This is a genomic window from Blastococcus sp. PRF04-17 (assembly GCF_023016265.1).
Classification (GTDB): domain Bacteria; phylum Actinomycetota; class Actinomycetes; order Mycobacteriales; family Geodermatophilaceae; genus Blastococcus_B.
The window spans coordinates 1,405,104-1,430,552 of record NZ_CP095412.1 but is presented as its reverse complement, the minus strand read 5'-3'; the positions used below and the strand labels follow the sequence as shown (position 1 = coordinate 1,430,552).

General features: G+C 72.0%; 21 protein-coding genes, 1 tRNA gene, 1 pseudogene and 1 riboswitch. Of the genes and pseudogenes, 13 read left to right on the top strand and 10 right to left on the bottom strand.

Annotated features, from left to right (window positions below):
- Window positions 1-1,135: 1,135 nt before the first annotated feature.
- From MVA48_RS07235 to MVA48_RS07215, 5 genes and pseudogenes are all read left to right on the top strand, one after another.
- Window positions 1,136-3,856, top strand: coding sequence for an nSTAND1 domain-containing NTPase (locus tag MVA48_RS07235; protein ID WP_246987329.1), 2,721 nt, complete (start codon window positions 1,136-1,138; stop codon window positions 3,854-3,856).
- Window positions 3,857-4,283: 427 nt separating this feature from the next.
- A complete protein-coding gene (locus MVA48_RS07230; RefSeq protein ID WP_246987327.1) occupies window positions 4,284-4,982 on the top strand; it encodes a GNAT family N-acetyltransferase in 699 nt (232 codons plus the stop codon).
- Between the two features lie 446 nt (window positions 4,983-5,428).
- A pseudogene (gene mobF / locus MVA48_RS07225) lies at window positions 5,429-8,561 on the top strand (MobF family relaxase).
- A 133-nt stretch (window positions 8,562-8,694) separates the two neighbouring features.
- Window positions 8,695-8,907 (top strand): helix-turn-helix transcriptional regulator, encoded by a 213-nt coding sequence (locus MVA48_RS07220; protein WP_246987325.1) that lies wholly within the window; start codon window positions 8,695-8,697, stop codon window positions 8,905-8,907.
- An 85-nt stretch (window positions 8,908-8,992) separates the two neighbouring features.
- Window positions 8,993-10,090: a tyrosine-type recombinase/integrase gene (locus MVA48_RS07215; protein WP_246987323.1), complete on the top strand. Its 1,098-nt coding sequence runs from the start codon at window positions 8,993-8,995 to the stop codon at window positions 10,088-10,090.
- 80 nt (window positions 10,091-10,170) lie between these two features.
- Here the strand turns inward: MVA48_RS07215 and MVA48_RS07210 are convergent.
- Window positions 10,171-10,244, bottom strand: a tRNA-Ile gene (locus MVA48_RS07210).
- 185 nt (window positions 10,245-10,429) lie between these two features.
- A riboswitch (cyclic di-AMP (ydaO/yuaA leader) is annotated at window positions 10,430-10,588 on the top strand.
- 12 nt (window positions 10,589-10,600) lie between these two features.
- Between MVA48_RS07210 and MVA48_RS07205 the strand changes: the two genes are divergently transcribed.
- Complete coding sequence (locus MVA48_RS07205; protein WP_246987321.1) at window positions 10,601-11,833, top strand: murein hydrolase activator EnvC family protein; 1,233 nt, start codon at window positions 10,601-10,603, stop codon at window positions 11,831-11,833.
- A gap of 74 nt (window positions 11,834-11,907) precedes the next feature.
- Window positions 11,908-12,591, top strand: a complete 684-nt coding sequence (locus MVA48_RS07200) for a TVP38/TMEM64 family protein (protein WP_246987318.1) — start codon at window positions 11,908-11,910, stop codon at window positions 12,589-12,591.
- Here the strand turns inward: MVA48_RS07200 and MVA48_RS07195 are convergent.
- Window positions 12,588-13,481, bottom strand: coding sequence for a maleylpyruvate isomerase N-terminal domain-containing protein (locus tag MVA48_RS07195; protein ID WP_246987315.1), 894 nt, complete (start codon window positions 13,479-13,481; stop codon window positions 12,588-12,590). The two genes, MVA48_RS07200 and MVA48_RS07195, sit on opposite strands and share 4 nt — an antisense overlap.
- Before the next feature lie 124 nt (window positions 13,482-13,605).
- Here MVA48_RS07195 and MVA48_RS07190 point away from each other — a divergent pair, with 124 nt between their 5' ends.
- Entirely contained in the window at window positions 13,606-14,754 is a 1,149-nt protein-coding gene (locus MVA48_RS07190; RefSeq protein ID WP_246987313.1) for a GGDEF domain-containing protein, read from the top strand.
- On the opposite strand, the gene MVA48_RS07185 is transcribed toward MVA48_RS07190, so the two are convergent.
- Window positions 14,748-15,095: a VOC family protein gene (locus tag MVA48_RS07185; protein WP_246987312.1), complete on the bottom strand. Its 348-nt coding sequence runs from the start codon at window positions 15,093-15,095 to the stop codon at window positions 14,748-14,750. The two genes, MVA48_RS07190 and MVA48_RS07185, sit on opposite strands and share 7 nt — an antisense overlap.
- An 81-nt stretch (window positions 15,096-15,176) precedes the next feature.
- Between MVA48_RS07185 and MVA48_RS07180 the strand changes: the two genes are divergently transcribed.
- A complete protein-coding gene (locus MVA48_RS07180; protein WP_246987310.1) occupies window positions 15,177-15,437 on the top strand; it encodes a hypothetical protein in 261 nt (86 codons plus the stop codon).
- 379 nt (window positions 15,438-15,816) lie between these two features.
- Window positions 15,817-16,317, top strand: a complete 501-nt coding sequence (locus tag MVA48_RS07175; protein ID WP_246987308.1) for a DUF3145 domain-containing protein — start codon at window positions 15,817-15,819, stop codon at window positions 16,315-16,317.
- A 182-nt stretch (window positions 16,318-16,499) separates the two neighbouring features.
- Here the strand turns inward: MVA48_RS07175 and MVA48_RS07170 are convergent, their stop codons facing one another.
- The 5 genes from MVA48_RS07170 to MVA48_RS07150 form a co-directional block, all read right to left on the bottom strand.
- The gene (locus MVA48_RS07170) at window positions 16,500-17,741 is read right to left on the bottom strand and encodes a beta-ketoacyl-[acyl-carrier-protein] synthase family protein (RefSeq protein WP_246987306.1); all 1,242 of its coding nucleotides are present in this window, start codon (window positions 17,739-17,741) and stop codon (window positions 16,500-16,502) included.
- Window positions 17,742-17,817: 76 nt separating this feature from the next.
- Window positions 17,818-18,060, bottom strand: a complete 243-nt coding sequence (locus tag MVA48_RS07165; protein ID WP_246987304.1) for an acyl carrier protein — start codon at window positions 18,058-18,060, stop codon at window positions 17,818-17,820.
- A gap of 103 nt (window positions 18,061-18,163) precedes the next feature.
- The gene (locus MVA48_RS07160) at window positions 18,164-19,132 is read right to left on the bottom strand and encodes a beta-ketoacyl-ACP synthase III (protein ID WP_246987302.1); all 969 of its coding nucleotides are present in this window, start codon (window positions 19,130-19,132) and stop codon (window positions 18,164-18,166) included.
- Between the two features lie 87 nt (window positions 19,133-19,219).
- A complete protein-coding gene (locus MVA48_RS07155; protein ID WP_305852296.1) occupies window positions 19,220-20,278 on the bottom strand; it encodes an ACP S-malonyltransferase in 1,059 nt (352 codons plus the stop codon).
- A 39-nt stretch (window positions 20,279-20,317) separates the two neighbouring features.
- The gene (locus tag MVA48_RS07150) at window positions 20,318-21,487 is read right to left on the bottom strand and encodes a PucR family transcriptional regulator (protein WP_246987298.1); all 1,170 of its coding nucleotides are present in this window, start codon (window positions 21,485-21,487) and stop codon (window positions 20,318-20,320) included.
- A gap of 53 nt (window positions 21,488-21,540) precedes the next feature.
- On the opposite strand from MVA48_RS07150, the gene MVA48_RS07145 reads away from it, so the two are divergent.
- The gene (locus MVA48_RS07145) at window positions 21,541-22,248 is read left to right on the top strand and encodes a phosphatase PAP2 family protein (protein WP_246987296.1); all 708 of its coding nucleotides are present in this window, start codon (window positions 21,541-21,543) and stop codon (window positions 22,246-22,248) included.
- On the top strand, window positions 22,245-22,790 hold the full coding sequence (locus tag MVA48_RS07140) for a pirin family protein (protein WP_246987294.1): 546 nt from the start codon (window positions 22,245-22,247) through the stop codon (window positions 22,788-22,790). Before MVA48_RS07145 ends, MVA48_RS07140 begins: the two co-directional genes overlap by 4 nt.
- 12 nt (window positions 22,791-22,802) lie before the next feature.
- On the opposite strand, the gene MVA48_RS07135 is transcribed toward MVA48_RS07140, so the two are convergent.
- A complete protein-coding gene (locus MVA48_RS07135; RefSeq protein WP_246987292.1) occupies window positions 22,803-23,096 on the bottom strand; it encodes a hypothetical protein in 294 nt (97 codons plus the stop codon).
- A 149-nt stretch (window positions 23,097-23,245) separates the two neighbouring features.
- Here MVA48_RS07135 and MVA48_RS07130 point away from each other — a divergent pair, with 149 nt between their 5' ends.
- A complete protein-coding gene (locus MVA48_RS07130) occupies window positions 23,246-24,451 on the top strand; it encodes a M20 metallopeptidase family protein (RefSeq protein WP_246987290.1) in 1,206 nt (401 codons plus the stop codon).
- On the opposite strand, the gene MVA48_RS07125 is transcribed toward MVA48_RS07130, so the two are convergent.
- A complete protein-coding gene (locus MVA48_RS07125; RefSeq protein WP_246987288.1) occupies window positions 24,441-25,412 on the bottom strand; it encodes an FAD-dependent oxidoreductase in 972 nt (323 codons plus the stop codon). The two genes, MVA48_RS07130 and MVA48_RS07125, sit on opposite strands and share 11 nt — an antisense overlap.
- Between the last annotated feature and the right edge of the window lie 37 nt (window positions 25,413-25,449).

The following is a 25,449-nucleotide window of genomic DNA, read 5'->3' as shown; positions in this document are numbered from 1 at the left end:
GCACGGGTGGTTGCTGGACGCTAGGGTCCGCACGCGGCAAGGGGGCTGGATGACGCATGGGCCGGGAACGACTCCACCATCTCGCTCAGGGGTCTGGCGATGGCTCGCGGAGTCAACTAATCATCAGGTCATAGGTGGCCTTACGGTTGCAGCTGTATTGGCGCTCATCGGCGTCCTCTTCGGCAGCAGTGGGTCTCAGGAATCTGGCGACCCAGCGGATACGAGCACGTCGGCACAGGCTAGCCAAAGCGAGTCAAAGGCGCCCGAATCTTCCTCCGCAAAAATTCCCCGACGACGACAACGCCGACGACGACAACGCCGACGACGACGCTGCGCTCTCGGGCAGTAAATCCCGACGACGTCGTTGAAAGCAGCTACGAGTTCGGATCCGTCGGGCAGCCCCCTTTAAAGTCAATAACCAACAGTACCTGAGTGGGATCGGGCTGCGACTGGTCGACGGAACGGCTTTCCCTGGGGACAGCCATGACATCGGCGTGCCCCCGGCTATACGGAACTTGTGGTCACGATAGGGCTGGAGGACGAGAGCGACTCCGACGCCGAGTTCCATGTCAGTTTGACCGATCCAACCACGGAGGAATTGCTGTGGGAGGGGGACGTCGCATTGGGGCAGGCCCACTCCGTCACCGTAAACGTGGCGGAAAGGCTCCGTGTCCGCCTGTTCGGCACAGGGTTGAATCGGACCTACGCCAACGATAATGGCGAGGTGGTTCTCACCGGCGAATTCCGACCGTAGTTGGGGGCCCCTCCCGTTGAGTTTCTCAGGCTGCTTGCACATCTTGCTCGACAACGGTGAGACCCGGCGTCGTCGCAGGCCGTACGGAGCCGCAGCGCGATCGCCGCGCGGGACGCGCACAAGGGGATCCCCACTTGCAGCTTCGAGACGCCAGCGCGTCCGCCGACGAACTCGCCGCTTGCCGCTCGCCGCCCGACGCCTGGGAACTCCCCCGACGCTTCAGGAGCGGTGACAGCGACTCGCGCGTCGGGAGCAAAGTGTCGGAGTGCTCTCCTACGCTGACTCCCAGCGAAAGCTGGGTCGAGATCGGCACCGGGCCGACATTGGGAGACTCGGGAGATGGGGGCTTGAGTGCGTCAGATCTCGATTGAGACGACTGCGGTGGCGGTCCTCGCCGAAGGCGAGTCCGCTGCCGCTATATCGAATAAGCGGGGGCATCTTTTCGAGAAGTTCGTGGCCCAACTGCTCAGTACCCAAGGGTACGAGAAGCCGCGAATGGAAAACCTCAACATCACAAGCGACGGCATTGAGCTAGATGTACAGGCTAGACACAGGGTCACCGGTCAGAGGCTGATCGCCGAGTGCAAGGCCTACGCATCAAACGTCGGCGCACCGATGCTGACTTCCTTTCTTGGAAAGTTCGCCTTGGCGCGAGTTGACGACGGTCATCTGAATGGTCTGTTTGTAGGACTACCTCGACTAACTCAGTCAGCACGCGAACAGGCCGAGGATGCGCAGAGGAAGTTTCCGGGCTTCCGGTACATCGGCTCGGTTGACGTATGCTCCCTACTTGAGGATGCACACCTGTTGCCGGCCTGGGATGTCGGTCCCCAACTGAAATCGGACCCTACCGTCCTCATCACCGAGCACGGTCTGGCCATGGCAGCATGCGAGCTCGATCCCGACTCTCGGCGCGCAAGCCGGTGGGTTGTTTGGTCCCGAGAGACTCCCGTGCCAACTCCAATCTTGACCCTCGTGGAGCAGCACCTTGCTATGGGGCTGCCGGTTGCTCGACTCGAGGAGGGCGTTCCGTCCGTTCCGCTCAGGATCCCCGCCGCGCCTAGCATTGTGGAAGTACAAGGCAGCAGCTCTGACTTCGAGTATCAGCTTCCAGCCGCTCCTGCATTCTTCGTCGGCCGAAAGCTTGTCGTCGAAGACGTGTTCAAAACCATAGCGGACCGACAGCGCGCCGGCTCAGTTGTCATCAATGCCAAGTCCGGATGGGGCAAGAGTTCGCTCATGCTGCGCCTGCAGCAAGAAGTCGAACGCTCCGGTGGTGTTGCAGTCGTCGTGGACGCGAGAACTGCAGAATCTCCGGACTTCGTCTCCGCCGCATTGGATCTGATCATCCGCCGGGCCGTCGGCCACGGGTGTCTTACATTGCCCGATGATGCCGCCATGAGTAGCCTACGAAGCTTGGTGGAGACACTGCGACATGCGCAATGGTCAGCTGATGTCAGGCCATTGCTTCTTGCCTTCGATCAATTCGAGAACGTCTTCAACGACGCGAACCTGACGCGCGAATTCAGGGACCTGGCGTTCCTTCTCCGTGACATCCCGGCCCCTCTGACTGTTAGCTTCTCCTGGAAGACTGACCTGGTGGGCTGGACTGAGGCGCATCCGTACCGACTCCGGGACGAGATCCGAGATGTCTCCCAGGTTGTTGTTCTCGAACCGTTCGGCCCACGCGAGGTTGAGACACTGCTTCGTCGACTTGAAAAGTCCCTCGAAAGCAAACTCCATCGCGAGTTGCGACAGCGACTTCGTGAGTATTCCCAAGGGCTACCGTGGCTCTTCAAGAAACTGGCTGGCCATGTGCTTACGGAAGCCGGCAAGGGCATCACCCAAGACGAACTGGCGCGTGAGGCGCTCAACGTTCAGTCTCTCTTCGAGAGTGATCTGGCCCGCTTGAGTCCGGCAGAGGATGCAGCCTTGCGTGCAATAGCACGGGCGGCGCCGGTCGCGGTTGTTGACCTTGAGGAGACGATTGTCTCCAACGCCGTCCTGGCAAGCTTGCTGCACCAACGACTTGTCGTTCAGGTAGGTGACCGGATTGACACCTATTGGGACACCTTCCGCGACTTCCTCAACACTGGTCGAGTGGCCATCGAAGATTCGTATGTCGTTCGCTACGCCCCTCTAGGAGCTGGCCGCCTTCTGCGCGTCGTCGAGGCGTCAGGTGGCACTATCACGGTGTCTGATGCTGCCAAGAAGATGGACACCTCAGTCACGGTGATCTTCAACTACGCCCGTGAGCTTCGACTCTTCGGGGTCCTCTTGGCGGAAGCCAATACCATCTCAATAGAGCCTGAACTGATGAGCGCCTCGGACCGAGAGGAATCTATCCGCGGGAAAGTGGCTCAAGCGTTACGGCGACACAAGATGTACAAGCTAGCGGCTGAGATGCTCGCCCGTACGGAGCGTGTTCCTCTGACAGAGTTCGCGGCGGCCCTGCCCGGCGAATTCCCGACGGTTGAGGCGAAGAGTGATAGTTGGTTCACCTATGCTCGATCAATCTGCCAATGGATGGACTATGCCGGCTTGGTTACGCTGGACCGGGACGGCATCGCGCGGTTGTCCGAGGAGAGCCCCGTCAGAAGGGAAGCCAAGCTGCTGAGTGGCGCCGTCCCTGTGCGCGTGAGGAGCGCATTCCCCGGTAGCAACGCCGGGCCCGCATTGCAGCTATTGAAGCACCTTTCAGATCCGACGAACGTGGCCAGGCCGTCCTCAAGGAGCTTCCGACCGGCCGTGAGAGACCTGAGTCTGTTGGGCGCCATCGAACTTGACGCGGGCCAGCGCATCGCCCTGGTTGACGAAAACCTCGTGGAGGACGGGCGAATTGACGCGAGTCGCTTGCGTATGGTGGTTGAACAGCAGCCAGGTATGCGGGAGGCGTTTCAGGCGTTGTCTGAGGACCCTGGTGCAACCCCGCGAGAGATTGGCGAGGCCCACCGTTCGCTCTTGCGAGCGGACTGGGCAAGCCCGACGACAATGTCGGTTGGCAAATTCATCCGTGGGTGGGCGCGCGCTTGCGGTATTGAGACGCATGTACGCAGAGGACCGGTGGAACCGAGTGAGAGCCAGCTCTCCATCCCGGAGTAGGAATTCTCCGGAGCCGGGCCGCCGTTCACAACGGTGGCCCAAGGCGGCTTCAGTGCCGCCGAGTGCGCCGGCCTTGATGACACGCGCTGCCCAGGCAGCGAGGCGCGAGGATGATCGAGGCTTTGGTGACACGGTCGCTTGCGGCCAGCGCCGCAAGCCCACGAGGCGACGGCTGCCCAGTCGTCGACCGCATGGCGCATCTTCAGCAGTTCTATTCGCGGGCACGATGCCGTCTGGTTGGAGGAGCCCGCTACGGAGACGGTCGCCCCGAAGGCTCCGGCGCCGTTGTCCCACAGGGGGTCCGCCTTCGGCACCCGTGCGCGCACTTCGTCCCCGATCGCGCTGCGCCGGTCTCCGACCGGCGCAAGGCACACGTTGCCCGTCACCTGGGTGCAAGTGAACGAAGTGTTCATGGTCTGCTGCGGTCGTGGCCACCGGCTTTTTCGCTCCCATCGCCGATCCTCGTCCCACGGACGTCCCCTGGCCGACGATGATCTGGCCCCCGGTGGCGGACACCGAACTCCGCGGGCAGACCGTCGTCCTCACTCCAGTGGTGCCGGGGCGAGACGCCGGTGAGCTCTTCAACGCACTCGGCGCCGACGCGGTGTGGCGGCACGTCGCCGGGCGTCCCGCAGACGTCGACGAGAGGGCCGGCGCGCTACAGCGGGGGATTGCGTCGGGGCGGCCGCCATGGTTCGTCCGGCTCGTCCGGCCGATCGCCGAGTTGCCCACCGGAGCGGTGGCCGGAGTGGCGTCCTATCTGGACGTCTCGGTCAACGACGCCCGTCTGGAAATCGGCTCCACGAGCTACACGCCGCCGGCGTGGGGCACCTCGGTGAATCCGGAGACCAAGCTGCTGCTCCTTGGACACGCCTTTGACGTGCTCCGAGCCGGGCGTGTACAGCTCAAGACCGACGTGCGCAACGTCCGCTCGCAGCAGGCGATCGCCCGGCTGGACGCGCACTACGAGGGAACGCTGCGCCGCTACCAGCGGCGCGCCGACGGCACCGTTCGAGACACCGTCCTGTTCAGCGTGCTGGCCGAGGAGTGGCCGGCCGTGCGCGACGCGCTCCAGGCTCGTCTCGCCAGCCGACCCGCGGCAGCCCCAGCGGGACTGTTCGGGTAGCCGAACCCAGTCCGGAACACCGCAGGACGAAGCGAGCGGCCCTTCGGCCGCCGTCCCGTAAGACCCGCCCGGGGAGGCTAACTGGGACCCCCGCCGGACGGTCGCAACCTCGTCGTCCGGCAGCCCGTCAATATCCACGCCACCGTGCCGCAGGGGGCGTGACGCGAGCCGGTGCATCGCGGTGCTGATCGTCATAAGCGCCTGTACCCGGTAAGAACGCGAACTGCTCCCAATCGACAATCGCCATAAACGGCCAACGACATGGCACCCGCTACGACTTACCTCGCCCGACACCTCACCTTTCTCGGCCAAGCTGAGGCCTTCACCAAAGAACGGCACGCATGCTACCAATAGAGGTAGCTGGGGCCCCGCTTCGCGGGGCCCGTCGGCGTTTCTTGGGATGACACGTTGGTCATTGTCTGGTGGCGTTGAAAATGCGCGGCGGAATGAAGGTCTACGCCGGCTCGCCCGCGGCTGCCCGGGCGTACCTGGAGGCCGACCGCGGCCGCGTCGACGACTATTACCTGGCCGAGGGCACCGGCATCGCGCGACGCTTCACGGCCCGCGCCGGACGGCTGGAGGAGCTCGCGCCCTTGACGGGGGACACCTACGAGACCTGGGTCGCCGGGCGAGACCCGGACACCGGGCAGCCACGGGGCCGACTGCGCACCGACGAACGGGCGGTGCGGTTCGTCGAGGTCGTGGTCAACGGACCGAAGACCTGGTCGCTGGCCGCCGCGGCGTACGAAGACGTCGCCGCCGCCTACGACGCCGCCCAGGACCGCGCCGCCGTCGAGATCATCGGCTGGCTCGCCGGGCACGCGACCACCCGGGTCGGCCCGCGCGGGGGCAGATGCAGGTGCAGCTGGCGGTGCTGGAGGCGGTGACGGTGCGGCACTACACGTCCCGCGCCGGAGATCCGCACCGGCATCTTCACCTGCAACTCAACGCCCGAGTGTTCGCCGCCGGAAAATGGCGCGGGCTGCACACCGTCGGCGTCCGCGACTTCCTTGCCGCCATCAACGGCATCGGGCACGCCGCGATCGCCTGCGACCCGCAGTTCCGCGCCGCGCTGGCCGCCCACGGCTACACCCTGGATGCGACCGGAGAAATACTGGAGCTCGCCGAGTACATCGGTACGTTCAGCGCCCGGGCGGCGCAGATCGGACGCAATCTCGATCGCTACGAACGCGACTGGACCGCCGCGCACCCCGGCGAATCCCCGGGGCCGGCGCTGCGGGGGGCATGGGACGCCCGGGCGTGGGCCGACGCCCGCCCGGACAAGGTCACCCCCGCTCCGGCGCCGACCTCACCGCCCGATGGCGGACCGAGCTGGCCGCCCTCGGCTACCGCGACCCCGACCGACCGGTCCAGCTGCGGCCCACCCCGATCGGCGTCCTGGACCGCGACCGCGCCGCCGACCAGATCCTCACCCGGCTGGCCGCCGGCCGCTCCGCCTGGAACGCCGCCGACCTGCGCGGCGAGGCCGAACGGCTGATCGCCTCCGCGGGCGTCGTCGCCGAGGCCGCGGTGCGCGCCGAGCTGGCCGACGACCTCACCGCCCGCGGCCTGGCCCGCTGCCTTCCGCTGCTGGACCGCGATGGGGTACCCGAGCACGTCCGGGCCTGGACCTCCCCGGCGGTGCTCGAGGTCGAGGCCGACCTTGCCGCCCGCCTTGCAGCCCGCGGCGGCCACCACGGTGCAGATGCCGACCTCCGACCGGACCGGGTCGCCGGTCTGAAGCGGCTGGATGCCGGGCAGGCCGCGATCGCGGCCGCGCTCGCCGGGAACCGACTTCTCATCGTGGTGGAGGGCGCGGCCGGCGCCGGCAAGACCACCACCCTGGCTGCGGCCCGTCGACTGCTGGAGGAGCAGGGGCGGCGGCTGACCGTGGTCACCCCCACCCTGAAGGCGGCCAGGGTCGCCTCCGCCGAGGTCGGCACCACCGCCGGCTCGGCGGCCTGGCTGGCCTTCCAGCACGGCTGGCGCTGGACCGACGACGGCGCCTGGACCAGGTTGACCCCCGGTGAGGTCGACCCGGCGACCGGCCAGCTTTATGCCGGACCCGGGGAGAACGCGCGGCTGCGGGCCGGGGACGTCCTGGTCGTCGACGAGGCCGGGATGCTCGACCAGGACACCGCCCGGGCCCTGCTGGTCGTCGCCGACGAGCATGACGTGCGGGTGGCGCTGCTCGGTGATCGTCACCAGCTCGCCGCGGTGGGCCGCGGCGGGGCACTGGACCTCGCCGTGCGCCGCGTCGACCCGGCCGCGCACATGACCCTCGACCAGGTGCACCGCTTCACCCGCACCGACGAGGCCGGGCAGAGGGTGCCCGACACCGAGTACGCCGAGCTAACGCTGGCCATGCGCGGCGGGAACGACTCTGGCGGGGTGTTCGACTCCCTTGCTGCCCGCGGCCAAATCCGTCTGCACCCCGATCATGCGAGCCTGTCCGAGGCGCTGGCGGCCATCGCCGCCGAGCTCCACCGCCGGGGCGAGCAGACAGCAATCGTGGTGGACACCCGCGAGCAGGCCGGAGAACTGGGTGCCGCCATCCGGGAGAGGCGAGTCGCCGACGGGCTCGTCGATGACGTCCGGGTCGCGGTCACCGGGGCGGGCCAGCGGATCGGCGCCGGGGACCGGATCGCCACCCGCCGCAACGACCGAGCACTGGGCGTGGCCAACCGCGACATCTGGATCGTCACCGCCGTCGGTCCCTCCGGAGCGCTGGCCGTCGTCCCGGCCGACGTCACCCCGACCGGCGCCGTCCCGGCCGGTGTCACCCCGGGTGTCACCCCGGCCGGAGCGGGGGAGCGGCTGCTGCCCGCCGGCTACGTCACCGCCCACGTGGAGCTGGCCTACGCCAGCACCGCGCACGGGGTGCAGGGCGACACCGTCACCTCGGCGCACGTGGTGATCGGCGAGCACACCGGCGCCGCGTCGGCCTACGTCGGCATGACCCGCGGCCGCACCGCGAACACCGCGCACCTGGTGGCCACCGACCTGGCCGAGGCGCGGCAGCAGTGGACGGCGGTGCTCGGCCGCGACCGCGCCGACCTGGGCCCCGGCCACGCCGCGCAGCTCGCCGCCGCCGAAGCCGCCCGCTACGCGGAACCCCGGCCGCTGGCGGAAGTCCTTGCCGACCTGTCCGAGGCGTGGTCGGTCGAGCAGCGCTGCCTGGACCGGCTCGCCATCCTGCAGCCGCAGCGCGACACGCTGCGCGCTGTCGTCGCGCTTCAGGCCGCCCACAAGCTCACCCGGATCGGTGCGCTCGGCTACACACCGGGCCCGGCCGAGCGGCTGAGCGACGTCGACCGGGACATCGGGGCGGCCGAACACGAGCTGGCCGGCGCACGAGAACGCATCGCCCGACTGTTGGCCGACCCGACCCTGCTCGACCAGCCCGCCGACCGGCTTATCGCAGAACGCAACGCGTGGCGCGCCCGAGACGCCGATCGCTCCCAGTTCCCGGCAGCCCCGCGACCGGCCGCCGTCGACCCCGGCGTACCGCGGCCGGAGTCCGAGCGCCGCGGCCCCTCTCTCACGCGGGGCGGCGCGGCCCCCGGCCTCGGGCGATGAGCCGCGCCTCAGAACTGCAGGCCAACTGGAGAATCCCGGCAGGATCGTGCGGTCGGCTGTCACCAATGGGCTTCGTTTGGCGCCTTCTACAGGTGACGGGGCCGAGCCCATCCGACCACGACCGGAGCCGACCATGACCGACCATCCCGCCGGCCGCGAACCCGAGCTGCTCACCATCAACGAAGCGGCCGACCTCCTTCGTGCGCCGGTCGCCACCCTGCGGTATTGGCGCCACCTGGGCACCGGCCCCCGCAGCTTCCGCCTCGGCCGCCGCGTCCTGTACCGCACCGACGACCTCCACGCCTGGATCGCGCAACAGCACGCCCAGGCCCTCGACCGTCGATGAGCGGGCGTCGTCCACAGGCGTGCCGGCCTCCCCAGAGACTCGAGACGACGTTGACCCCGGGAGCCGTCGTGGGCACGGTCATCTGATGGCCGGCAGCATCACCGTGGACGTGCTCAGCGACGGCAGCAAGCGGTACCGGTCGCGGTACCGCGATGCACGTGGGCGGCAGCACGAGAAGCGATTCATGCGCAAGGTCGACGCCCAACGATGGCTCGACGAGCAGACGTCGGCGATCGTCACGCAGACCTGGACGGCGCCGGAGCGTGGTCGGGTCACCGTCGATGTCTGGGCAGAGCAGTGGCTCGCTGCACAGACCGGGCTGAAGCCCAGCACGCTCTACCGCTACCGGTCGCTGCTGCGCGTCCAGATCCTGCCGCGCTGGGGTCGGCACCGGCTGGCCGACGTCACCCATGCCGAGGTCGCCGCGTGGGTGGCCCAACTCGTCGCCGGCGGCCTCGCGCCGGCGACCGTGCGGCAGGCGCACCGCGTCCTCGCACTCGTCCTGACCCTCGCCGTCCGCGACGGGCGAATCCCGCGCAACCCGGCATCCGGCGTGCCGCTGCCCAGGGCCCGGCGCACCGATCCCCGGTTCCTCACCCGCACGGAGGTGGAGCGGCTGGCGGACGCGGCGGGGGAGTACGGCGATGTCGTCCGCCTGCTGGCGTACACCGGCCTCCGGTTCGGCGAGATGGCCGCCCTCCGGGTCCGCCGGGTCGATTTCCTCCGCAAGCGGCTGACCGTTGCCGAGAGCGCCACGGAGGTCGGCGGCAGCGTCGAGTACGGCGCGCCCAAGACGCACCAGCAGCGCACCGTGCCGATCCCGAGCATCCTCGTCGAGCCCCTGTCCCGCCGCTGTCAGGGCAAGGGCCCGGACGACCTCGTCCTGACTTCGCCGGGCGGCGCGGTGCTGCGCTCGGGCAACTTCCGGCGGCGGTTCTTCGACCCGGCGGCCATGGCCGCCGGGCTCGGGGACCTCAGCCCGCACGACCTCCGGCACACCGCCGCGAGCCTGCTGGTGGCCAGCGGCGCGAACGTCAAGGCGGTCCAGCGGATGCTCGGTCACGCCTCCGCAGCGATGACCCTCGACGTCTACTCCGGGCTCTTCGACGACGATCTCGGCGCCCTCGCTGACCGCATGGATCTCGCCCACGAGGCGTCAGTCACGAGACGTCACGGTGCGTAGTGTGGGCACCGTGTGGGCACGGGCCCCCCTCGTCAAGATCGACGATCAAGCATCGACCATCTGACCTGCACTTATATCAGTGGGGCGGGTGGGGCTCGAACCCACGACCCAGGGATTATGAGTCCCATGCTCTGACCGGCTGAGCTACCGCCCCGGAACGACAGCCTGCCAGACGGGCTGACGACGTCGGTGACGTGACGCGGCGTGCATCGGCGGCAGAGACCTGAGGGTCCCTGTGACCCGACGTGCGTTTTGTTACGACCCCGTGACAATCGCCGGAACGCCCCGTAGCTTCGTCGGCGGTCCGGCCGAGCACCTGCCCCCGAACCCGAGGGCATCGGACGGACCCCGCCGAACTGCGCGGCCTGATGGCTGCGCGGACCGGGGACCCACCGTTCCCTTGGGGTGAATCGCGCGTGCGCACGGGGGCTCACGCGCGTAGGGCCGCTTCGAGCCCGAATCCGTCAGCTAACTCGGTAGGCGGTCGCGAAGAACAGGAGACGCGTCGCCTTGGCGACCCTGCACCACCACGACACGCCCTTCGTCCAGCCGCTCCACCGTCGTCCCCGTCACCGCGCCCGCCGCGCGCTCGTCCTCGCCGGCCTGGTCGCCGGCGCCCTGCTGGCCACGCCCGAGGCCGCGGCCGCTCCCGGCCAGCGCGTCGCCGAGGCCCGGTCCGCGCACGACGCGGCCAAGGCCGAGGTCGCCGCGATCGCCGCCCGCGTGCAGAGTGCGGAGGAGACGCTGCAGCGCATGACCATCGAGGCCGAGGCCGCCAGTGGCGAGGCACTGGCCGCGCGCGCCGCCCTGCAGGCGGCCCAGACCGAGGCGCAGGAGACGGCCCGCGAGCTGGCCGCCGTCCGCGCCGCCGTCGAGCGCACCCAGGACGACGTCTCGACCATCGGCCGCGAGGCCTACATGGGCACCAGCCAGGAGGCGTTCGGCGACGTCGCCCTGCTCCTCGACGCGAACAGCCCCACCGAGCTCTTGCAGCAGGCCGCCACGCTCGAGGTGCTCGGCGACGAGCGGACCGAGGTGCTCGAGGAGCTCCAGGCCGCCGAGGCGCGGGAGGAGCGCCTCGACCGCGCGGCGCGCGCCGCCGTCGAGGAGCGGGACCGGCTCGCCGCCGTGGCGACGGAGGCCGAAGCAGCGGCCAACGCCCAGCTCGCCGCGGCGCAGAGCACCTTCGACGCCGCGAGCGCCGAGAAGGCGGCGCTGGACGCGCAGCTTCGGGAGGCCGAGATCCGGCTGCTCGGGCTCCAGGGGGCCCGCAACCCCGCCGACACCTGGGCGAGCCAGCAGGCGGCGGCGGCCACGGTGAACACCCTCTCGGCGGCCGGGGGAGCCATCGCCCCGACCTCCGGCCGGGTCACCTCCTGCTACGGAACGCGCTGGGGGACCCTGCACGCCGGCATCGACATCGCCGCGCCCATCGGCACGCCGGTCTACACACCCGAGGACGGCGTCGTGCTGCAGGCCGGCGCTGCTAGCGGCTTCGGGCTGGCGGTCGCGGTGCAGCACGGCGACGGCACGATCACGCTGTACGGCCACGTGAACCAGATGTTCGTGTCGGCCGGGCAGGTCGTCACCGCCGGGCAGCAGATCGCCGAGGTCGGCAACCGGGGCCAGTCGACCGGTCCGCACCTGCACTTCGAGACCCACACCGGTGGTCTCTACGCCAACCGGGTCAACCCGGTGCCGTGGCTCACCGCCCGCGGCATCTCCCTCGGTGGCGGATGTTGACCCGAGTGACCGGCTGAGGCGGTCGGCAGGGCGAGCCGCTGGGCATCGCCGTCGGCGCCACGCAAGATGAGGGCGTGACCCCGCCGAGCACCTGGCTGCGCGCGGCAGCGCTCGGCGTCGTCCTCGCGCTGGCCGCGGCGCTGGCGCTCACCCTCGACCTGCCGAGCGTGGAGGTCCTGCGGGCCTGGGTCGAGGGCCTGGGCCCGCTGGGCTGGGCGGCCATGGCGCTCGGGGTGGCGGCGGTGCTGCTGGCCCCCGTGCCCCGCTCGGTGCTGTCGTTCCTCGTCGGCGTCGTGGCCGGCTTCTGGACCGGCTTCGCCGTCTGCCTGCTCGGTGGTCTGCTGGGTGCGCTGGCCGCCTTCGGTCTCGGTCGCGGGCTGGGCCGCCCCGCGGTGGCCCGCTTCGGCGCCCGGCGACTGGCGCGGGTCGACCGGCTGGCCACCGACCGCGGCTTCCTCGCCGTCCTCACCGGGCGGCTGGTGCCGGTCGTGCCGTTCGTCGTCCTCAGCTACGGAGCGGGCCTGACGGCGGTGCGGTGGACGCCGTACGCGGCGGCGACGTTCATCGGCCTGGTGCCCAGCACCGCCCTGCAGGTGGGGCTTGGGGCCTCGGCACCGCTGATCGTCTCGTGGGCCTCTGCGGCGGCGGCCGTCCCGGTGCTGGCCGTCCTCGCGGTCGCGGGGGCCATCGTGCTCCTCCGGCGGCGACGCCGGTTCCGGGCGCCTGCCCGCGAGCCGGTCGCCGTCCCGGTCGCCTAACCGCGGCCGAACAGCCGACCCAGCACGCCGCCGGCGCCGCCGACGGTCCGCGCCGCCAGCTGCAGGATCGGCCCGCCCGGGATGCCCGGCACGGCCTGCACGATCGGTGCCAGCGTGAGCAGCCCGCCGACGTCGTGCACCCGGAGCCTGCGCCGGGCGACCGCCGGCACCGGGTTGATCCGGCCCGACGCCGCCTCGAGTAGCAGGTCGGCCGAGGCCTCGACGGCCGGGCCCGCGAAGCTCCCCGCCGGCACCCGGCGCACCCACCAGCCCTCCGGCCCGGCGGTGAACCCCCAGCCGCCGTCCGGCGTCGCGAGGGTCACGCCGCCGGTGATGTCCATCGAGGCGGCCAGCCCAGCGGTCACGTCGGCCAGGGCCGCCAGCCCGGACTGCAATGCCTCGGTCGGGGGCGGAGCCGCCCCGCAGGACACGAGGTCCAGCCCGTGCACGGCCAGCTCGTACGCCTGGCCCAGGACGACGCTGAGCAGGGGGATCTGCCCGACGACGGACACCGTCGGGGCGGTGTCGAGCTCGACGGGCTCCTTCGCCAGGTAGTTCGCGGTCGCGTCGCGGTTGCGCTCGAGGGCGGCCAGCACCTCGGCCCGCGAGGCGTTCCGGTGCGCGGCGATCACCCGCGCGTTGACGGCGTCCACCTCCGGCGGTGTGCCGGTGCCGCCGGCGCGAGCGGACGCGATGAGGTCGGCCATGGCGGTGTGGTCGTCCCAGCAGCCGAGGTGCACGCAGATCTCCTGCGCTCGCCAGCCGGGGAGCCGGGAGGGCCGTTCGAGGTCGACGGTCGCGGCCCGGGCGATGAAGGCGTCCCACGCGGGGAGCACCATGCCGGCGACCTCGTCGCGGCCGGCGTCGGCCATCCCTTGGTGTCGGTCCATCGGCACCCCCTACCCGGCCGGGCCCGGGTCGTGCACGTCGAGGCGTGGCGCGCGCCACGTCAGACTCACCCCCGAGGGGGATGCGCGGGTCAAGCCGGGTCCTCGACGGGCCGATCGCAGGACCGTGACCGAAGCAGCGGTGGTCGACCGTCGCCCACCCCGTGCGCCCGCGCGCACCGAGACCCGGCCGGGCTTGGCCCGCCGGGTCGGCGCGGCGCTGCGCGCCGGTCTCTACCGGCCGCTGGCCGGGGACGACGACCGGGTGGCGTACTGGGTGAGGCACGCCCGCCTGGGGGTGCTGGTCAGCGAGCTGGCCTGCCTGGCGGTCGTCGGGTACGTCCTCCTCACCGACACCCCGGCGCGCCACTCGGCGGTGATCCTCGTTGCGCTCGCCCCCGTCATCCTGGGGTGCCCGCTGGTCCTGCTGCTACCGCTGCGGGCCATGATGCGCGACTCGCGCGGTCCGACGCTGTTCTACCTCTGGAGCGCGGCCGAGACCGTCGTCGTGGTGCTGGTGACCAGGTGGGACGGGGGCTCGTCCAGTCCGCTGGATGCCCTTCTCTTCCTGGCCCTGACCTACGCCGCGGTCGCCTATTCGCCCTACGGCGTCGTCCTGATGGGCGCCTTCATGACGCTCAGCTACCTGATCGCCGTCGAGCTCCCCGACCTGACGACGTCCGGTTCGTTCTACATGGTCAGCATGGGCTTCTTCACGATCGTGTGTGCGATGGCGTCGGCGAACTCGTGGGCCGTCTACGACCGGCAGGTCGAGCTCATGCGGGACCAGGAGTTGCTCGCGGCGACCGATCCGCTCACCGGGATCCCGAACCGGCGCGCCTTCCTGGAGCGTCTCCACGACGCCGTGCACGCCGCGGCCTGGGGTCACCAGACGGTGCTGTGCCTGGTCGACCTCGACGGGTTCAAGGGTGTCAACGACGCCGGTGGCCACGCGGCCGGCGACGAATTGCTGAAGGCGGTCGCCCGGGCCCTCGGCGGGGCTGTCCGCGAGACCGACACGGTCGCCCGCTTGGGCGGCGACGAGTTCGCCGTCCTGGCCGACGTCGACGTGGCGTTCTCCGGCGAGATGCTGGCCGAGCGGCTCCGCGGTGCCGTCGCGGCCGTCGGCGGCGCGAGCGGCGTGACCGCGAGCGTCGGCGTCGCCGAGGTCGAGCCGGGCGACGACGTCGAGGACCTCATGCACCGCGCGGACGCCGCCATGTACCGCTCCAAGAGCGCCGGCGGCAACCGGGTCACCAGCCCGGCGGCCTACTGACCCGCCGGGCCGCCGCCGATGCCCAGTTCGTTGCCGTCCGGATCCCGGAAGATCGCCTTCCGGACCCCGTTGCCGTAGGTCTCCCGCTCGGCCGGCTCGATGCCGCGTGCGGCGATCTCCTCGAGCCGGGTGTCGAAGTCGTCGACGAACAGGGTCGTCATGCCGTGGCCGGCGTGCTCGGGCGCCGCCTCGACAACCAGGTAGCGGTTCTCGGCAAGCTCCCACACCGACTCGGTGTCGTTCGGCACGAAGGCCGGAGGGGTGCCCAGCAGCTGCTCGTACCAGGCCAGGGCCCTGGCGTAGTCGCCGACCGGGACACCGGCGAAGAGGTCGAGGGTCACCGCCGGACCGTAGCCGCGCGGACGCACCCCGGGAAGCCGACCGCTTGCCCACGGGGTGCCCGACCCGCCAACCTGAGTGCCATGGGGCGCAGCGGAACGACGTTCGGCACCGTCGTGCGGTGGGACGGCGATCGCGGTGGCGCGATCATCGAGGCACCTGAACTGCCCGGCCTGTGCTGGGCGGAGGCCTCGGTGGTGGCCCGCAGCACGTCCGGGGACGGCGTCCTGCGGGCCGGGCAGGTCGTGGAGGTGGAGTGGACCGAGCCGGGGGATGCCGGGCTGCCTTTCCGGGCTGTGCGCGTCGTGCCGCGGGAAGACCTCCAGGCGACGGTCGGCGGATGAGCCGGCGGGCTGTCGCGGCAACCCGCCGAGCGGACGACGATCACGCTCGGTCACCACGGGCAGTGCATCGTCACGCTGGTCGAACTGCCCGCTGACCAGCGGTCACGTCGAGGGCGGCAGGTCTCCGTCCGCCGCGCGGAGCCCGCTGGACGATGTCGAGTACCACGTGGTATGGCGTTTGACCAGCGGTTAGGCGCATCACACGTCACCAACAGTCACATTGGAACCAACTGCCTCAACCGGGCTGGCGCGATGGGGTGCTCATCGTGCAGACTGTTCGCGGGAGCCCTGCTCCGTCACCGCCGAACACAGCCAGTCACCGAATCGCTTGGTCCGTAGGGGAAGACGAGACCAGTCGAGTCGATGATGGAGGTGCCCCGTGCAGCGACGGTCAACCCAGGGTGTCGTCTTCGTGCACGCGTGCCCGAAGGCGCTCTGCCAGCACGTCGAGTGGGCGCTGGAACGCGTCGTCGGCGCGCCGGTCTCCCTGTCGTGGGACGAGCAGCCCGCGGCGCACGGTTCCTACCGTGCCGAGGTCGCCTGGACCGGCGCACCCGGAACCGGCGCCCGGCTGGTCGCTGCCCTGCGCGCGTGGCCGATGCTGCGCTTCGAGGTCACCGAGGAAGCCAGCCACGGCAACGACGGCGAGCGCATGTCCTACGTGCCGGGCCAGGGCGTCTTCCGCGCCCCGACCAGTGCCAACGGCGACATCATGATCAGCGAGCAGCAGCTGCGGCACCTCGCCGCGACCGCCGGCTCGATCGAGGCGTTCCGCCACGGCGTGGACGAACTCCTCGGAGCGGCCTGGGACGCCGACCTCGAGGTCTACCGGCACGCCGGCGACGGCAGCCCCGTCACCTGGCTGCATCAGGTCGTCTAGTCACGATCTGAACACGACACTCCGGCTGCGGGCCGGATGCGGTCGTACGCTGGACCGGTCGTCCGGGCGCCGTCGGGGAAGCGGCGCCCGGACGGCCGTCTTCTCGTCCGGGCGCTCGCTCACCCTCGCGCTGTGGTCCGATCTTCGCGATGTGCGGCGCGGAACCGGCCGCACCGCGAAGGTCAGGCGGTGGTGAAGACCAGCGCGATGTTGTGCCCGCCGAAGCCGAACGAGTCGTTGACGGCCGCCGAGAGCGTGGCCCGTCGCGGCTCGTGCCGCACGATGTCGAGGGCCTGCACCGACGCGTCGTCGTCCGGGTCGTCGAGGTTCGCGGTGGCCGGGACGATCTGCTCGCGCAGCGCCAGGATGGTGAACACCGACTCCAGCGCTCCCGCCGCCCCTAGCAGGTGCCCGGTCTGGCTCTTCGTGGCGCTGACCAGGACGTGCTCGCCGATCGAGTTGCGGATCGCGGCCGCCTCCGCGGTGTCGCCGACCGGCGTCGACGTGGCATGGGCGTTGACGTGCCCGATGTCGGCCGGGGTCAGCCCGGCGTCGCGCAGCGCGGCGCCGATGGCGCGGCCGGCGCCCTCGCCCTCGGGGTGCGGGGCGACGAGGTCGTAGCCGTCGGCGGTCGCGCCCGCGCCCGCGAGGCGGGCGTGGACCCGGGCCCCCCGGGCCGTGGCCGCGTCGGCCCGCTCGAGCACGATCGCCGCCGCCCCCTCACCGAGCACGAAGCCGTCGCGTGCCTTGTCGAACGGCCGCGAGGCGCGCTCGGGCTCGTCGTTGCGGGTCGACATCGCCCGCATGGCGGCGAAACCGGCCATGGGCAGCGGGTGCACGCAGGCCTCGGTTCCTCCGACCAGGACGACGTCCGCACGGTCGAAGCGCAGCAGGTCCAGGCCCCAGCGGATCGCCTCGGCCCCCGACGCGCAGGCGCTCACCGGTGCGTGCACGCCGCCCTTGGCGCCGATCGCCAGGCCGACCGCGGCCGCGGGCCCGTTGGGCATGAGCATGGGGATGGTGAAGGGCGAGACGCGCTTGGGGCCCTTCTGCTCGAGGACGTCGTCCTGCCCCAGCAGCGTGAGTGCGCCGCCGATGCCAGTGCCGAACACGACGGCGATCCGCTCGGGCTCGACGCCGGCGTCGGCAGCCCCGGAGTGCCGCCAGGCCTCCTCGGCGGCGACGACGGCCACCTGCTGGCTGCGGTCGAGCCGCCGGGCGCGGACGCGATCGATCTGCTCGGCCGGGTCCGCGGCGAGGCGGGCGACGAGCTGGGCGGGGTAGTCCTTGATCCAGTCGTCGGTGATCCGGCTGACCCCCGACTTCCCGGCGAGCAGGGCGTCCCAGGTGGTGGCGACGTCGCCCCCCAGGGGCGTGGTGGCACCCAGGCCGGTGACGACGACGTCGGTGGCGGGCGTGCTCATAGCTGTTCCTCCTGGCGCGGGCGGCGGGGCCCCTGCGGGGCCCCGCCGCGAGCTCGCGAGTGGTGGGGCCGGGGCCTTACTGGTTCTTCTCGATGTAGCTGATCGCGTCGCCGACGGTCCTGATGTTGCCGAGCTCGTCGTCGGGGATGGCGACGCCGAACTTGTCCTCGACGGCGGTGGCGATCTCGACCATCGACAGCGAGTCGACGTCGAGGTCGTCGGTGAACGACTTCTCGGGGGTGGCGTCGGCGGGGGTCACGCCGGCGACCTCCTCCAGGATCTCGGCGAGTCCGGACTGGATCTCCTGGGTGCTGGCCAACGCGGGGTCCTCTCTCTCGGATGGGACGGCGCCCCGAGGGCGGGATGCCGTCGACGTCCGGGACCAGGTGTCCCGGGGCTTGGTGGTTACAGCATGGTGCGTATCACGGAAGGACGAGTACCTGCCCGGCGAAGGTGAGACCGGCGCCGTAGCCGAGCACCAGGGCCAGGTCGCCGGACCGGGCCTCGCCCGACTCCATGAGCGCCGTCAGCGCCAAGGGGATCGACGCCGCGGAAGTGTTCCCGGCCTGCACGATGTCGCGGGCGACGACGGTGGACTCGGGGAAACCGAGCCGCTTGGTCATCGACTCGACGATCCGCAGGTTGGCCTGGTGCGGCGCGAACACGTCGATGTCGGCCGGACCCACGCCGGCCTTCTCCATCGCCTCCTCGAGGGTGGCGGTGAGCTTGGTCGTGGCCCAGCGGTACACGGCCTGGCCGGCCATGGTCATCGTGGAACGGCCGGCTGCGATCTCGATCGCGCTGTACTGGTCGCCGTCACTGCCCCACGCCACCGGTCCGATGCCCGGCTCGTCGGCGGCGCCGACCACGGCGGCACCCGCGCCGTCGGCGAAGATGACCGCCGTGGTCCGGTCGGTCTGGTCGGTGACGTCGGTCAGCCGCTCGACCCCGACGACCAGGACGTTGCGCGACGACCCGGACCGGATGGCGTCGTTGGCGACGCTGAGTGCGTAGCAGAACCCGGCGCAGCCGGCGTTGAGGTCGAACGAGCCCGGCCTGGGCACACCCAGGCGGTGTGCCACCTGCGGACCGATGCCCGGGATGGGTGCGCGCAGCGACGCGCTCGCGACGATGACGAGGTCGATCTCGTCGGGGGCGAGACCGCTGGCCGCGATGGCCTTGCCGCCGGCCGCCACCGCCATCTCGACGAGCGTCTCGTCGTCGGAGGCCCACCGTCGTTCGGCGATGCCGACCCGGGTCTGGATCCACTCGTCGTTGGTGTCCATCACCTGCGCGAGCTCGTCGTTCGTGACCCGGCGGCGGGGCCGGTAGGCGCCCAGGCCGAGGATCCGCGCGCCGGTCGCCCCGGCGGGAAGCTGGATGGCGCTCATGGGGAAACCTCCGGGTGCTGACGGGCGGTCGGGTCGCCGGCCTGGACGGGCCGCAGGGCCAGTACCCGGTGGACGGCGGCCGAGACGTCAGCCACGGCCGGTCCTGAGCAGCTCCCGGGCGCGGTCGAGGTCCTTCGGGGCGCTCACCGCCAGGATCTCGACGTCCTGGCCGTCGACCTGGGCACCCTTCCACTCCCGCTTCGCGAGCCCGGCGAGGGCCCCGGCCGGCGGCAGCTCGACGGCGGCGGTGACCCCCAGCTCAGCCATGGTGGCCAGGCACGCGTCGAAGCGGACCGGGCTGGTGATCTGGCTGACCAGCCGGGACAGCACCTCGGCGCCGGAGTCGACCGGCGATCCGTCGGCGTTCGACAGCAGTCGGCGGCCCGGGTCGGCCGGCGTGAGGTCCTGGACCCGTCGCGCGAGCTCCTCGCGGGCCGGGGCCATGTAGTCGGTGTGGAAGGCCCCCGCGACCGACAACGGCATGATGCGCGCCTTCGCCGGGGGCTCCTCCTTGAGCGCGGCCAGCCCCTCGAGCGGGCCGGCGGCGACGATCTGGCCGGCGCCGTTCATGTTGGCCGGCGTCAGCCCGTGCTTCTCGATCGCCAGCAGGACCTCGTCGCGGTCACCCCCGAGCACGGCGGACATGCCGGTCGGCGTCTGCGCGCAGGCGGCCGCCATGGCCCGCCCGCGGGCGGCGGTCAGCGCGATGGCGTCCTCGACGCTCACGACGCCGGCGAGGGCGGCGGCCGCGAGCTCACCGACGCTGTGCCCGGTGACGACGACGCCGTCGGTGCTGCCCGGCTCGGGCAGGGCGCCGAGCTCGCGGGCGACGAGCAGCGTCATCGCCACCACCAGGGGCTGGGTGACCGCGGTGTCCCTGATCGCCTCGGCGTCGCCGGTCGTGCCGGGGCTCAGCAGGTCGGTGCCCGCGACGTCGCCGGCCCAGCGGAAGAAGTCCTCGGCGCCGGGGAGTTCGAGCCAGTCGGTGAGCATTCCGGGTTTCTGCGCACCCTGTCCGGGGGCGAGGAGGGCCAGCACACCTTCACCGTGCCAGTGATCATCGTCCGGCGGGTCTGCGAGCGGCACGAAAGGACACCGCCCAACTTTGTAGGAACCCTCCAATGATCGCCGCTCGCCACGGGTCATTCGCCCCGATACGTGGTGGAATCCACACCGTTCCGAGGCTCAGTGCCAGAGGGAGCGGTCCCGGTCGAGCTGGGCCAGCGCCAAGGCCACCTGCAGGGTCCAGCTGCCACGCGGGTCGGTGGCCGACAGCCCGGTCAGTTCGGCGGCTCGTCGGAGCCGGTACCGGACGGTGTTCGGGTGCACGAAGATCGCCCGCGCGCTCGCCTCCAGGTTGCCGCCGCTGCTGAGCACCGCCCGGACCGTCTCCAGGACCTCGCCGCCGGCCGCCCGCAGGGGTGCCGCGACCCGGTCGTGCAGAGCGGCGCGGGCCAGGGGGTCGCCGTTCAGGGCACGCTCGGCGAGCAGCGCGTCGGCCGCCACGGGGCGGGGCGCCTCCGGCCAGGCGCGCGCCGCCCGCAGGCCGGCCAGCGCGGCCGCGGCGGACTCGCCGGCGCGGTTCAGGCCGTCGACCACCGGACCGGTGACCACCGGACCGGGGCCGAACTCGTCGCTGATGCGCTCCGCCACCCCGTCGAGGTCGTCGTGCCGGCCCAGGACGGCGACGAGCTGCTCGGCGTGCACCCCGACCAGCACCTCGGTGCCCATCGAGCGGGCCGCCCGGCGGACGACGGCATGCGGGTCGTCGACCCCGGCCGGCGTGGCCCCGACGACCACCAGGACCGGGGTGTTGGTCGCCCAGCCCAGCGCGGCGGCACGGCCGGACAGCTCGTCGGAGCGCTCGCCGCGCACCAGCGCATCGACGACGAGCGCCTCGAGGCGGGCGTCCCAGGCGCCCCGGTTCTCGGCGAAGCTGGCGTAGACGTGCGCGGTGGCGAACGCGACCTCCCGGCTGAACTGCAGGACGGCGAGGTGCAGCGCGTCCTCGTCGCCGGGCTCGGCCACCGCGTGCACGTGGTCCTCCAGGACGTCGACGGTCACCTTGATCAGGTCGACGGTCTGCTTGAGCGCGACCACCCGCACGAGCTCGCGGGGGGCGGCGCCGAAGACGTCGCCGGTGAGGGTCGGCGGGCGGCCCGGGTTGCGGCACCACTCGACCAGCGAGGCGATGCCGGCCTGGGCGACCAGCGTGACCCACGAGCGCCGGTCGGCGGGCATCGCGCGGAACCAGGGCAGTTCCTCGTCCATCCGGGCGACCGCCTGCGTGGCGAGCGATCCCGACGAGCGCTCCAGCCGCCGCAGCGTCGCCTCGGTCGGCGGGCGCGCACTCACCCGACTCCTCACGCAGGCAGCGTGTCATGCGAACGGGGACCGGGGAGAGTGGCGTGGTGAACGTTCCCCCGGACGGCGGCGCTGCGCTCACCCGCTCGCGTGCGACCCGCGCGGTGCCCGCTGCGCTCGGTAGCACGGTCGTCTGCCTGGTGGTGCTGGCGCTGCTGGGGGCCGGCGTGCGATCGGGCTCGGAGGCGCAGATGCGCCTGGACGCCGCGGTCAGCGAGGCGCTCTACGTCGGCGACGACCGGGCCGGTGGCCTCGGCGGCCTCCTGGAGGTGCTGACCGCGCCGGGGTCGTGGTGGTTCCGTGCGGTGGTCTTCCTGCCGCTTCTGGTCCTCCTGTTCCGGCGCCGGTCGTTCTGGACGGCGGGCTGGCTGGTGGCCGCGGTCGCCCTCGTCGGCCCGCTGACGTCGCTGCTCAAGGAGTACTTCGGCCGGGTGCGCCCCGACTTCTCCGAGGGCGGTGCGCGGCTGGACTCGCTGAGCTACCCCAGCGGTCACTCGTCGGGCATCGCGACGCTGGTGGCGGTCGCCCTGATCCTCGCCTGGCCGCTCCTCGCGTCGCGCGCCCGCCGCTGGGCGCTGGCCGGCGGGATCGTCCTCGTCCTGCTGGTCGGGCTCACCCGGATGTGGCTGGGCGTGCACTTCCTCTCCGACGTCCTCGGCGGCTGGGCCTTCGGAGTGGCGTGGTCGCTGCTCACCGCCCTGCTGTTCGGGGCCTTCGCCGAGGGCCGGGCCGCGCTGCGGCCGATGTCGTGAGCGGGCTCGAGCAGCGCGTGGTGCTGGCACCCGGTGACGGGTCGCTCGGCCCGCTCCTGCGGATCGCCGACGACCGGCTCGACCCGGGCGCGGGCTACGGCCTGCACCACCACCAGGCGGTCGACGTCGTCGCCGTCGTCCTCTCCGGGGCGATCGGCCACCGGTACGGGGACGGCGCGCAGGTGTCGGCCGGCGACGTGGCGGTCCTGCGCGCGGGCAGCGGGCTGAGGCACGACGAGGTCGCCGGGGACGACGGCGCGCGCGTGCTGCAGTGCTACCTGCGCAGCGCGGACCCGGGTGCGGCGCCGTCCCACGAGGTGCACCGCGCCGTCTCGGGGTGGGTGGACCTGGGACGGACCGACGCCCGGGTGTGGATCACCCGCGTTGCGCCCGGGCGGTCGGTCGACGTCCCCGACGGTCTGCTCGTGGTCCGGGGCATCGACGAGGCCATGGTCGAGCAGCAGTCCGGCCGCTCGGTCAGCGGGCCGGCGGCGGTGCTCGTCTGGCGGCTGGAGACCACGCGGCCGACCTGGGCCGAGTGAGCCGCCATCCGATCAGGAATCGAGAAGCACACGGCACGGCCCCGGGCCCAGCGTGCCGGGCATGCCCACGGAGAAGGGCACCGGGAAGACCGACGGCTTCACCGCCGACGAGCGTGCCGCCATGAAGGCGCGCGCCGCCGAGCTCCGCGCGGAGGGCAGGAAGGGCGCCAAGAAGGCCGACGGACTGACGGCGACCCTGGACGCCATCGCGGCCATGGCGCCCGAGGACCGCACGCTCGCCGAGCGGGTGGTCGTCGCGGTGACCACGACCGCCGCGGACCCCGCACCCAGGACGCGGTACGGCATGCCCGCCGACTGGACGACGGCGACCTCTGGCCGACGGCGTTCGCGCTCACCGGCTGGAGCCCCGAGGTGGAGGAGCGAGTCGTCGCACTGGTCCGGGCGGCCCTCTCCTGAACGCGGCGTGGAGAGCGGCCGTACGACAGAGTGGGGGCATGCCGACCAGCGCCGCCGATTTGCTCTCCGCCGCCTACAACGACGCCGACCGCACCATCGACCTGCGTCGGCAGATCCACCGGCAGCCGGAGATCGGGCTGCAGCTGCCGCGCACGCAGGCGACGGTGCTCGACGCGCTGGCCGAGCTGCCGGTCGAGGTGACCACCGGCACGTCGACGAGCTCCGTGGTCGGCGTGCTGCGCGGCGCGCGTCCGGGTCCGAGCTACCTGCTGCGCGCCGACATGGACGCCCTGCAGGTGCACGAGGACACCGGGCTGCCGTTCGCCTCGGAGATCCCCGGCGCGATGCACGCCTGCGGGCACGACACCCACGTGGCGATGCTGCTCGGGGCGGCCCGGCTGCTCGCCGAGCGCCGCGACGAGATCTCCGGCCAGGTCGTCCTCATGTTCCAGCCGGGGGAGGAGGGCCTGCACGGGGCCCGCTACATGCTCGAGGAGGGCCTGCTCGACGCCGTCCCCGGTGCGCCGGTGAGCGGGGCGTTCGCGATGCACATCATCTCGAACCTGACCAGCGGGAGCATCAACGTCCGGCCCGGGCCGATGATGGCCGCGGCCGACCAGTGGCGCATGACCGTCCGCGGCAGGGGCGGCCACGCCTCGATGCCGCACAGCGCTGCCGACCCGGTCCCGGTGGCGGCCGAGATCGTCCTGGCCCTGCAGGCGATGGTCACGCGCCGCGTCGACGTCTTCGACCCCGCGGTGGTCACGGTGGCCCACGTCGCGGCCGGCTCCCGGGACAACGTCATCCCTGAGATCGCGTTCATGGAGGGCACGATCCGCACGCTGTCCCCGGAGCGCCGGCGCGACGTCGTGACCGCCGTCCAGCGGGTCGCCACGCACGTCGCCGCCGCGCACGAGATGGAGCTGGTGTTCGAGCACATCGCCGGCTATCCGGTGACGGTGAACGACCCGGGTGTGGCCGCGCAGGTGCTGCAGAATGCGCGCGAGCTGCTCGGCGACCCCGCTGCGGTGGTGGCGGCGGCCCCGGTCATGGGCGCCGAGGACTTCTCCTACGTGCTCGAACGGGTGCCCGGCGCGATGGCCTTCCTCGGTGCCTGCCCGCCCGGCGTCGACCCGGGGACCGCGCCGGCCAACCACTCGAACCTGGTCGTCTTCGACGAGGAGCCGTTGCCCGCGGGTGTCGCGCTCTACGCCCGGATGGCCCTGCAGGCGCTCACGGACTAGAGACGAGGGCGGCGACGTCGGCCGCGCAGCCCCAGGAGAGGGTGACGCCTGCGCCGCCGTGCCCGTAGCAGGCAACCACCGGGCGGCCGTCGACGACCGTGCGGTCGAGCCGGACCGTCGGCCGTCCCGGCCGCAGGCCGACGGCGCGCGAGAGCACCGGGGCGTCGCGGAGCGCGGGCACCAGCGCGCACGCGCGCTCGAGCACGGCCGCCTCGACCCTCGGGTCGGGCTCGGCACCATTCGCGCCCTCGACCGCGGTGCCGCCGACGATGACGTCGGTGCCGCGGGGCACCACGTAGGTCAGGCCGGCCGGGTTGTCCTCGTCGAGCAGCCAGTCCTCGAGGCCCGGGTCGGCGAGCCGGACCACCTGCCCCTGCACGGGCACGCAGGTGTCGTCGCCCAGCAGCACGCCCGAAGCCAGCCCGGCGGCCACGACGACCACGTCGCCGGGGAGGTCCACCAGGCGGGTCACGCGGGCGGCCGCGACGTCCACGCCGGCCGCGGAGCACGCGGCCAGCAGCCATGGCAGGTAGCGCCCCATCTCGACCACGGGCAGGGTGCAGCGCGTACCGGCGGGTGCTCCCGGAGGCAGCTCGTCGGCCGTCGCCGGCCGGAGCCCCGGGATGCCGGCAGCCCACCAGAGATCCGGTTCCGGCGTGCGGTGCACCACGGTCCCCGGCCGCAGGACCACACCGGACGACGGGTCGGCCGACAGCTCGGTGAACACCGCGAGCGACGCGGCACCCCACCGGAGCACGGCGTCCACCGGTGCGGCCCGGTAGGGGAACCAGAGGGCGGCCGCCACCGCCGACGTCGTGTCCTGCACCGGGTCGGCGGAGAGGACCTGCACCCGGTGCCCGGCACGGGCCAGCTCCAGCGCGCAGGTCAGCCCGAGGACGCCGCCCCCCACCACGGTGACCGCTGACGACCCCCGCAGGGGCCCGCCCTCTGCTGGGGGCACCTCCCGCTTGCAGGGGAGCGAGTGGTGGGGGACAGGG

Bases quoted from the DNA above. Each gene is read 5' to 3' on its own strand.
- MVA48_RS07135 (WP_246987292.1), bottom strand. From the start codon at position 23,096: ATGCCGTACCGCGTCCTGGGTGCGGGGTCCGCGGCGGTCGTGGTCACC.
- MVA48_RS07195 (WP_246987315.1), bottom strand. From the start codon at position 13,481: ATGGACCGACACCAAGGGATGGCCGACGCCGGCCGCGACGAGGTCGCC.
- MVA48_RS07155 (WP_305852296.1), bottom strand. From the start codon at position 20,278: ATGACCCGTGGCGAGCGGCGATCATTGGAGGGTTCCTACAAAGTTGGG.
- MVA48_RS07160 (WP_246987302.1), bottom strand. From the start codon at position 19,132: ATGAGCGCCATCCAGCTTCCCGCCGGGGCGACCGGCGCGCGGATCCTC.
- MVA48_RS07130 (WP_246987290.1), top strand. From the start codon at position 23,246: ATGCCGACCAGCGCCGCCGATTTGCTCTCCGCCGCCTACAACGACGCC.
- MVA48_RS07215 (WP_246987323.1), top strand. From the start codon at position 8,993: ATGGCCGGCAGCATCACCGTGGACGTGCTCAGCGACGGCAGCAAGCGG.
- MVA48_RS07220 (WP_246987325.1), top strand. From the start codon at position 8,695: ATGACCGACCATCCCGCCGGCCGCGAACCCGAGCTGCTCACCATCAAC.
- MVA48_RS07180 (WP_246987310.1), top strand. From the start codon at position 15,177: ATGGGGCGCAGCGGAACGACGTTCGGCACCGTCGTGCGGTGGGACGGC.
- MVA48_RS07170 (WP_246987306.1), bottom strand. From the start codon at position 17,741: ATGAGCACGCCCGCCACCGACGTCGTCGTCACCGGCCTGGGTGCCACC.